The organism is Nitrosovibrio tenuis (assembly GCF_900109785.1).
Taxonomy (GTDB): Bacteria; Pseudomonadota; Gammaproteobacteria; order Burkholderiales; family Nitrosomonadaceae; genus Nitrosospira; species Nitrosospira tenuis_A.
In genome coordinates this window covers 36908-43232 of the sequence record NZ_FOBH01000018.1, presented here as the reverse complement: position 1 = coordinate 43232, position 6325 = coordinate 36908, and the positions used below count along the sequence as shown (strand labels likewise).

4 protein-coding genes and 1 pseudogene are annotated in these 6325 nt (G+C 56.7%); 2 read left to right on the top strand and 3 right to left on the bottom strand.

Going from position 1 to position 6325, the window contains the following annotated elements; all coding sequences use genetic code 11:
• Positions 1–102, top strand: a pseudogene (locus tag BMX00_RS15050) (methane monooxygenase/ammonia monooxygenase subunit C); the annotation flags it as partial.
• 244 nt (positions 103–346) lie between these two features.
• Here BMX00_RS15050 and BMX00_RS13790 read toward each other — a convergent pair.
• Entirely contained in the window at positions 347–2656 is a 2310-nt protein-coding gene (locus BMX00_RS13790) for a DNA translocase FtsK (RefSeq protein WP_090829601.1), read from the bottom strand.
• Positions 2657–2887: 231 nt separating this feature from the next.
• Here BMX00_RS13790 and BMX00_RS13785 point away from each other — a divergent pair, with 231 nt between their 5' ends.
• Complete coding sequence (locus BMX00_RS13785) at positions 2888–3556, top strand: thiopurine S-methyltransferase (protein ID WP_090829600.1); 669 nt, start codon at positions 2888–2890, stop codon at positions 3554–3556.
• A 125-nt stretch (positions 3557–3681) separates the two neighbouring features.
• On the opposite strand, the gene glcF is transcribed toward BMX00_RS13785, so the two are convergent.
• Complete coding sequence (gene glcF, locus BMX00_RS13780; protein ID WP_090829599.1) at positions 3682–5052, bottom strand: glycolate oxidase subunit GlcF; 1371 nt, start codon at positions 5050–5052, stop codon at positions 3682–3684.
• Between the two features lie 27 nt (positions 5053–5079).
• A complete protein-coding gene (glcE, locus tag BMX00_RS13775; RefSeq protein ID WP_090829598.1) occupies positions 5080–6291 on the bottom strand; it encodes a glycolate oxidase subunit GlcE in 1212 nt (403 codons plus the stop codon).
• Between the last annotated feature and the right edge of the window lie 34 nt (positions 6292–6325).

The following is a 6325-nucleotide window of genomic DNA, read 5'->3' as shown; positions in this document are numbered from 1 at the left end:
GGCGGCATTGCTGCCCAGATCATCACCCGCTACTCCAACCTCACGGACGTAGTCTGGAACGGACAGAGCAAAGTCATCCTCAACAACCGCATCGTGCCCTGATTGAATTAAGCGGCTGAGGCGGCTTTCGGCAATTCTGCATCAAACCCCGACCGCCCGCTCCCTGGGGGAAGCGGGCGGTTTGTTGTTCAGTCCCCGGACGCACCAGATTATGGCGTGTGCCCGATCATCATCCCCACCTGTTCCCACGCATCGTTTCCGCTCATAGTCGAATTCTCAGCTCACAAGATAAACCGGCAATTGATTAACGGGCAGTTCGCCTGCAATTTCCAGGAAGTATTCTCGATTATTCGTTCCGCGCAGGAACCAGGACCTCCCGGTTGCCATTCGTTTGCATCGCCGAAACAAGACCTGCACGTTCCATTTCTTCGATCAGGCGTGCAGCGCGGTTATAACCAATACGCAAATGGCGCTGTACCAGTGAGATGGAAGCACGGCGGGATTTGAGCACCATGGCGACTGCTTCGTCGTAAAGCGGATCGGCTTCCCCGCCTTCCTGCATTGCAATACCGGGAATGCTGCCGTTTTCACCCGCACCGTTTTCGTCTTCCAGGACATTCAGGACACCGTCCACGTAACGCGGTTCGCCGTGCTCCTTGAGGTACTCGACCACGCGATGGACCTCCTGATCGGCAACGAAGGCGCCGTGCACACGCAGCGGGAAACCCGTGCCGGGCGGCAAATAAAGCATGTCTCCCTGCCCCAGCAATGCCTCGGCGCCCATCTGATCGAGAATGGTGCGCGAGTCCACTTTGCTGGATACCTGAAACGCGACCCGGGTGGGTATGTTCGCCTTGATGAGGCCGGTAATCACATCCACAGACGGCCGTTGGGTCGCCAGCAGCAGGTGAACACCGGCGGCACGGGCTTTCTGCGCAAGCCGAGCGATCAATTCTTCAACTTTCTTGCCTACCACCATCATTAAATCCGCCAGTTCGTCTATGACTACCACGATCAGCGGCATTTCTTCCAGCGGCTCCGGTGTATCCGGGGTCAGGCTGAATGGGTTGGTGAGCGGCTCTTCACTTTTGATCGCCTCGCGAATTTTCTGGTTGTACCCGCCGAGATTGCGCACGCCTAAAGCCGACATCAATTTGTAGCGCCGTTCCATTTCCGCGACGCCCCAGCGCAGCGCGCTCGCCGCCTGGCGCATGTCGGTCACCACGGGCGCCAGCAGATGCGGAATGCCCTCGTACACCGACAACTCGAGCATTTTCGGGTCCACCAGAATCAGCCTCACCTGCTCAGGCGTCGCTTTGTATATGAGGCTCAGGATCATCGCGTTGATTGCGACCGATTTGCCCGATCCCGTGGTACCCGCTACCAGTACATGAGGCATTCGGGCAAGGTCCGCGACCACCGGGTGGCCGCCGATATCCTTGCCCAGCGCGATCGTCAGAGGCGATGCCATATCGGCATAAGCCTGCGAACTGAGAATTTCCGACAACCGCACCACCTGCCGCTTGGGATTGGGAATTTCCAGGCCCATACTGGTCTTCCCGGGAATGGTTTCGACCACGCGTATACTCACCACCGATAGCGATCTCGCCAGATCTTTTACCAGATTGAGAATCTGGTTGCCCTTCACGCCTACCGCGGGCTCGATCTCATACCGGGTAATGACCGGGCCGGGGTACGCCGCCACTACTTTAACCTCGACACCAAAATCGATCAGTTTCCGTTCGATCAACCGGGAGGTGAATTCCAGGGTGTCAGGTGATAGGATCTCTACATCCTTTTTTGCCGGTTCATCCAGCAAATGCAGGGGGGGCAGGGGCGAATCGGGAAGATCGATGAAGAGCGGAGCCTGTTTCTCCTTGATTACCCGCGGTGACTTCGGAATAGTGGCGGCCGGTTGTTCGATATGCAACGGCGGGTGCTCGTGCAAACGTTTTTTTTCCACCTCGACCAACGCATCGCGTCTGACTGCAGAGATCGCGCCCGCGCGCCGGTCCTGCCAATTCTCCCAGCGCCGCCTGATCAATAAGCACGCCGCTTCGATCATGGCTCCCAGTTTTTCGACAAAGCGCAGCCATGACAGGCCGGTAAATAAGCTGAAACCGATCGCAGCCAGAATCAACAGCGCCAGGGTTGCGCCGGTAAATCCCAGCGCTTCAGATAGATTCTTGCTGATGACCAGGCCCAGCACTCCGCCCGGCGCCTGCGGCAATACCATCTTGAGCGTGTAAAACCGCAGTGCTTCAAGGCCGCTGCTGGCCATTAGCAAGGACAGGAAGCCAACGGCCGAAACGAACAGTGGCCGGCGATCGAATACGCCTGTGGATTCCATACGACGGAACGTCCCGAACATTACATAGAGAAAAAGCAGGACCCACCACCACGCGGAAATGCCGAATAAATACAGCAGCAGGTCCGCCAGCCAGGCGCCCGCGACTCCGCCGGGGTTTTGCAATGGCCCGTCCCCGCTATGCGACCATCCGGGGTCAAGGCGGTCATAGCCATATAATATCAGCGCCAGATAAAGCACCACGCCCAGCAACGCAAGCCCGGCAGATTCACGCAGCAATCTGACGAGCCTGGGCGGCAAAGGGCTGGAACTCGACTTCTTCGCCATTGGCTTGCTGGCAAAGCTCATGGATATATGTGGGCAACTATAAATGAAAAGGGAACAAGGCAGATTATAGACCAGGACGACCTTAAACTATTCCTTAAGTCGGCGCGCGCTTCGGCTCGTGTATGTTATCCATCAAAGTTAACGTCATCATGGGATCGAAGCAGGATAGCCGATTCCGCTTTGATAGGAGCCCAATATAATCGATTCGTTATCGATTAACCTGAATTTGTGAATAATGCTGATTGATTATAAATGAAAGATTACTGGAATGAGCGATGGAAGCGGGAGGATATCGGTTTTCATCAGAACGAAATTAACCCCTATCTGCGCCGATATTGGCAAGAACTGCATCTCGCTCGCGGCAGCGAAGTGTTCGTTCCCCTGTGCGGCAAAAGCCGTGACATGCTATGGCTTCGCAACCAGGGGTATTCCGTGCTGGGCGTGGAGCTGAGCCCTATCGCGGTATGTGCTTTTTTTGAGGAAAACGGTTACACCCGACGTCTTATACGCGAAAAATCCGATCAGCTCGACCCATTCAATCGCTGGAAAGCTGACGGCATCCGCATCCTTTGTGGCGATTTTTTTGACTTGAGCAAAGATGACCTGGCAAAAACGAGTGCAGTGTATGACCGAGCATCCCTGGTCGCGCTTCCCCCGGACATACGGGCACTATATACATTTCACCTGTTGAGCATCCTGCCGCCGGGCACGCAAATCCTGCTCATCACGTTCGACTATCCGCAGCGGGAAATGCCGGGGCCGCCGTTTGCGGTTTCTACAGAAGAGGTGGAGGCACTCTACCGTGGACGTGCCGAGATACGGCTGCTGGCGCAACTGGACGTGCTGGAGCAAAACCCGCGCTTCAGGGAACGCGGCCTGAGCCGTCTCCATGAAAGCATCTTTCTGCTATCTTCCCGCTAACCGCACAGCTAGCAATCGAGGCCGTAACAAAGGACAGCTTTCCTGTCTGCGAATTGCCCACCCCACATGCAAGCTTCGGCACATGCAATCGCTGCTTTTCCCCACGGCTTTGCCAGATCGCCGCTTTATAGTGGAGCCTTGGCCGGAACCGGCTCTGCATGGGTCTGCTCATCGTCCTGCCGAATTTTTTCATCGAGTATTTCGATCCAATGATCGACGGGGAGCGATGTCCCGCCGCGCACGTGCATGAGGCACCCTATATTGGCGGTGGCAATACGCGCCGGAGCGCCCGATTCCAGCGCAGCGACTTTATTTACCAGCAACCGTTGCGACAGCTCCGGCTGGAGAATGGAGTACGTCCCAGCCGATCCGCAGCAAAGATGAGCATCGGGAACATAGGTCAGTTCGAATCCAGCCGCTATGAGAATCTTCTCGGCAACGCCGCGAATATTCATCCCGTGCTGCAGGGTACACGGCGAATGAAAAGCCAGCTTCGGCTTGTTGCTACGCTTGCCACTATTATCGGGAGCCCTGTCGAGAAGCGACATTAGCGTTCGGGTTTCAGCATCAACAATCTCGCTGATGTCTTTCGCCATTGCGGAGACGCGCGCCGCCTTGCCCGCATAGACCGGATCATGCCTCAATAAATGGCCGTAGTCTTTCACAGTGACACCGCAGCCGCTGGCAGTTATGACAATGGCTTCTGCGCTGTCGAAGTTTTCTGCTGCTTCCGCACCTTTCGTTCCTCGTGCAGCGCGAATGCCTGGCCCGCTGGCGATATACGGCCACCAGGCATCGACGTTGCGGCGCATGTAATCCAGCCCCTCCTGCTGAGCATTGAGGTGATAGGACACCGCGCCACAGCACCCTGCGTTGGCGGCTTTGATGAGGGAAATGCCGAGCCTGTCGAGCACGCGCGCTGTGGCGGCATTGATATTGGGCGCCAGACCCGGTTGCACGCAGCCTTCGAGTATCAGCATTTTGCGGGCGTGACGCGCCGCAGGCCAGGAAGACGCACCCGATTGCGCAGTCTGTGCAGGGGGTATGGAATCGAGAAGATGACCCGGCAATAAGGGGCGCACAGCCTGCCCCAACTTCAGCAACGAGCTGAACATGCCTGAATTGGGCAAGACCCGGCGGAGTGCGTAGCGCATGGTACCGGCGCCCAGATTGCGTCCGACCTTCTTTTCGACGATGCTCCGGCCGATATCCACCAGCCGCCCATAACGCACGCCGGATGGACAAACCGTCTCACAGGCACGGCAAGTCAGGCAACGATCGAGATGCAGTTGTGTCTTTTCCGTGACCGGCGCCCCTTCCATAACCTGCTTCATGAGGTAGATACGCCCGCGCGGGCTATCCAGTTCATCGCCCAGCAACTGATAGGTCGGGCAAGCGGCAAGGCAAAAACCGCAATGAACGCAGGTGCGGAGTATTTCCTCCGCCTCCTGCCCTTCGGGGGTGTCCTTTATGAAATCGGCGAGGTTGGTTTGCATTTTTTATGCGAGGTTGGTTTGCATTTTTTATATTTGCGGATACATCCGGCCGGGATTGAATATACCCTTCGGGTCGAATTTTTCCTTCAGATGCCGGCTAATTTTCATCATGGCGGGAGCGAGCGGGTGAAATACATCAGTGCGCGGTCCATCGCTTCTGAATAGCATGGCGTGGCCGCCCGCATCGCTCGCCGCCTGACGTACAGCGCTACGCACCGCTTCCGCATCGGTATCTGCGGCGTCGATTATCAGCCAGCGCAATGCTCCGCCCCACTCGATCAATTGTTTTCCCGGCAATACCAGCGGAGAGGTGGTCGATTTTATCGACAAGCGCCACAGGTCCTTGTTCGGCGTGTTTCCCTTCGTCTCCTTGTCGCCCTTGTCGCCTTTATCCCCGTTGTGTCCCTTGTCTTCCCTGCCCCCCTTTTCTCCTTGAAAAAAAAGATGTGTCTGTTCCCGTATGGACTCCCAGAAAGCGCCGCCCCCGGTAATTTCGTCACCGCCCAATCTGGCGTGAGCCGCACGTACGGCGGGTTGTGCACCGGACAGCCTTACGGTCAGTTCCCCATCGCAGAAGCAGGTGGCCGAAATGGGCAGCGGCTTGCCTGCCCACTTATTCATGGCCTCGATCGCTTCAGCCTCGCGCATTCGGAAGCGTAGGGTAAGCTCCGTCGCCGGTGTGGGCAGCACTTTGAGCGAAACCTCCAGCAATACGCCGAGTGTCCCCATTGAACCGGTCATCAGCCGCGATACATCATAGCCTGCTACGTTTTTCATGACCTGCCCGCCAAAACTCAAGTCATCCCCCTTCCCATCGAGCATGCGAACACCCAGCACGAAATCCCGCGCAGCACCGGCCGATGCGCGGCGTGGGCCGGATAAACCCGTGGCGATACAGCCGCCGAGCGTAGCGCCCGAACCGAAGCGCGGCGGTTCGAAAGCAAGCATCTGGCCATGCTTGAACAACTCGGCTTCAAGATCGGCAAGGCGCGTGCCACTGCAAGCGGTGATCACAAGTTCTGTCGGCTCGTAATCCACCACACCCGCGTATGATGCCACATCGAGAATATTTACCTCTGATTCATCATGACTACCATGTGTGACGCTGGCAGGTTTGCCACATTTGATCATGCGATTGCCGTAAAAATCCTTAGTACCTCCGCCGCGTATGTGTAACGCCGCATTACGTCCGGCAGCCATGCGGATCGCGTCGGCAAATTGGTCAATAAGGTATTGCATGAGCTTGGTTGCCAGGAAGGATAGTATTATTACC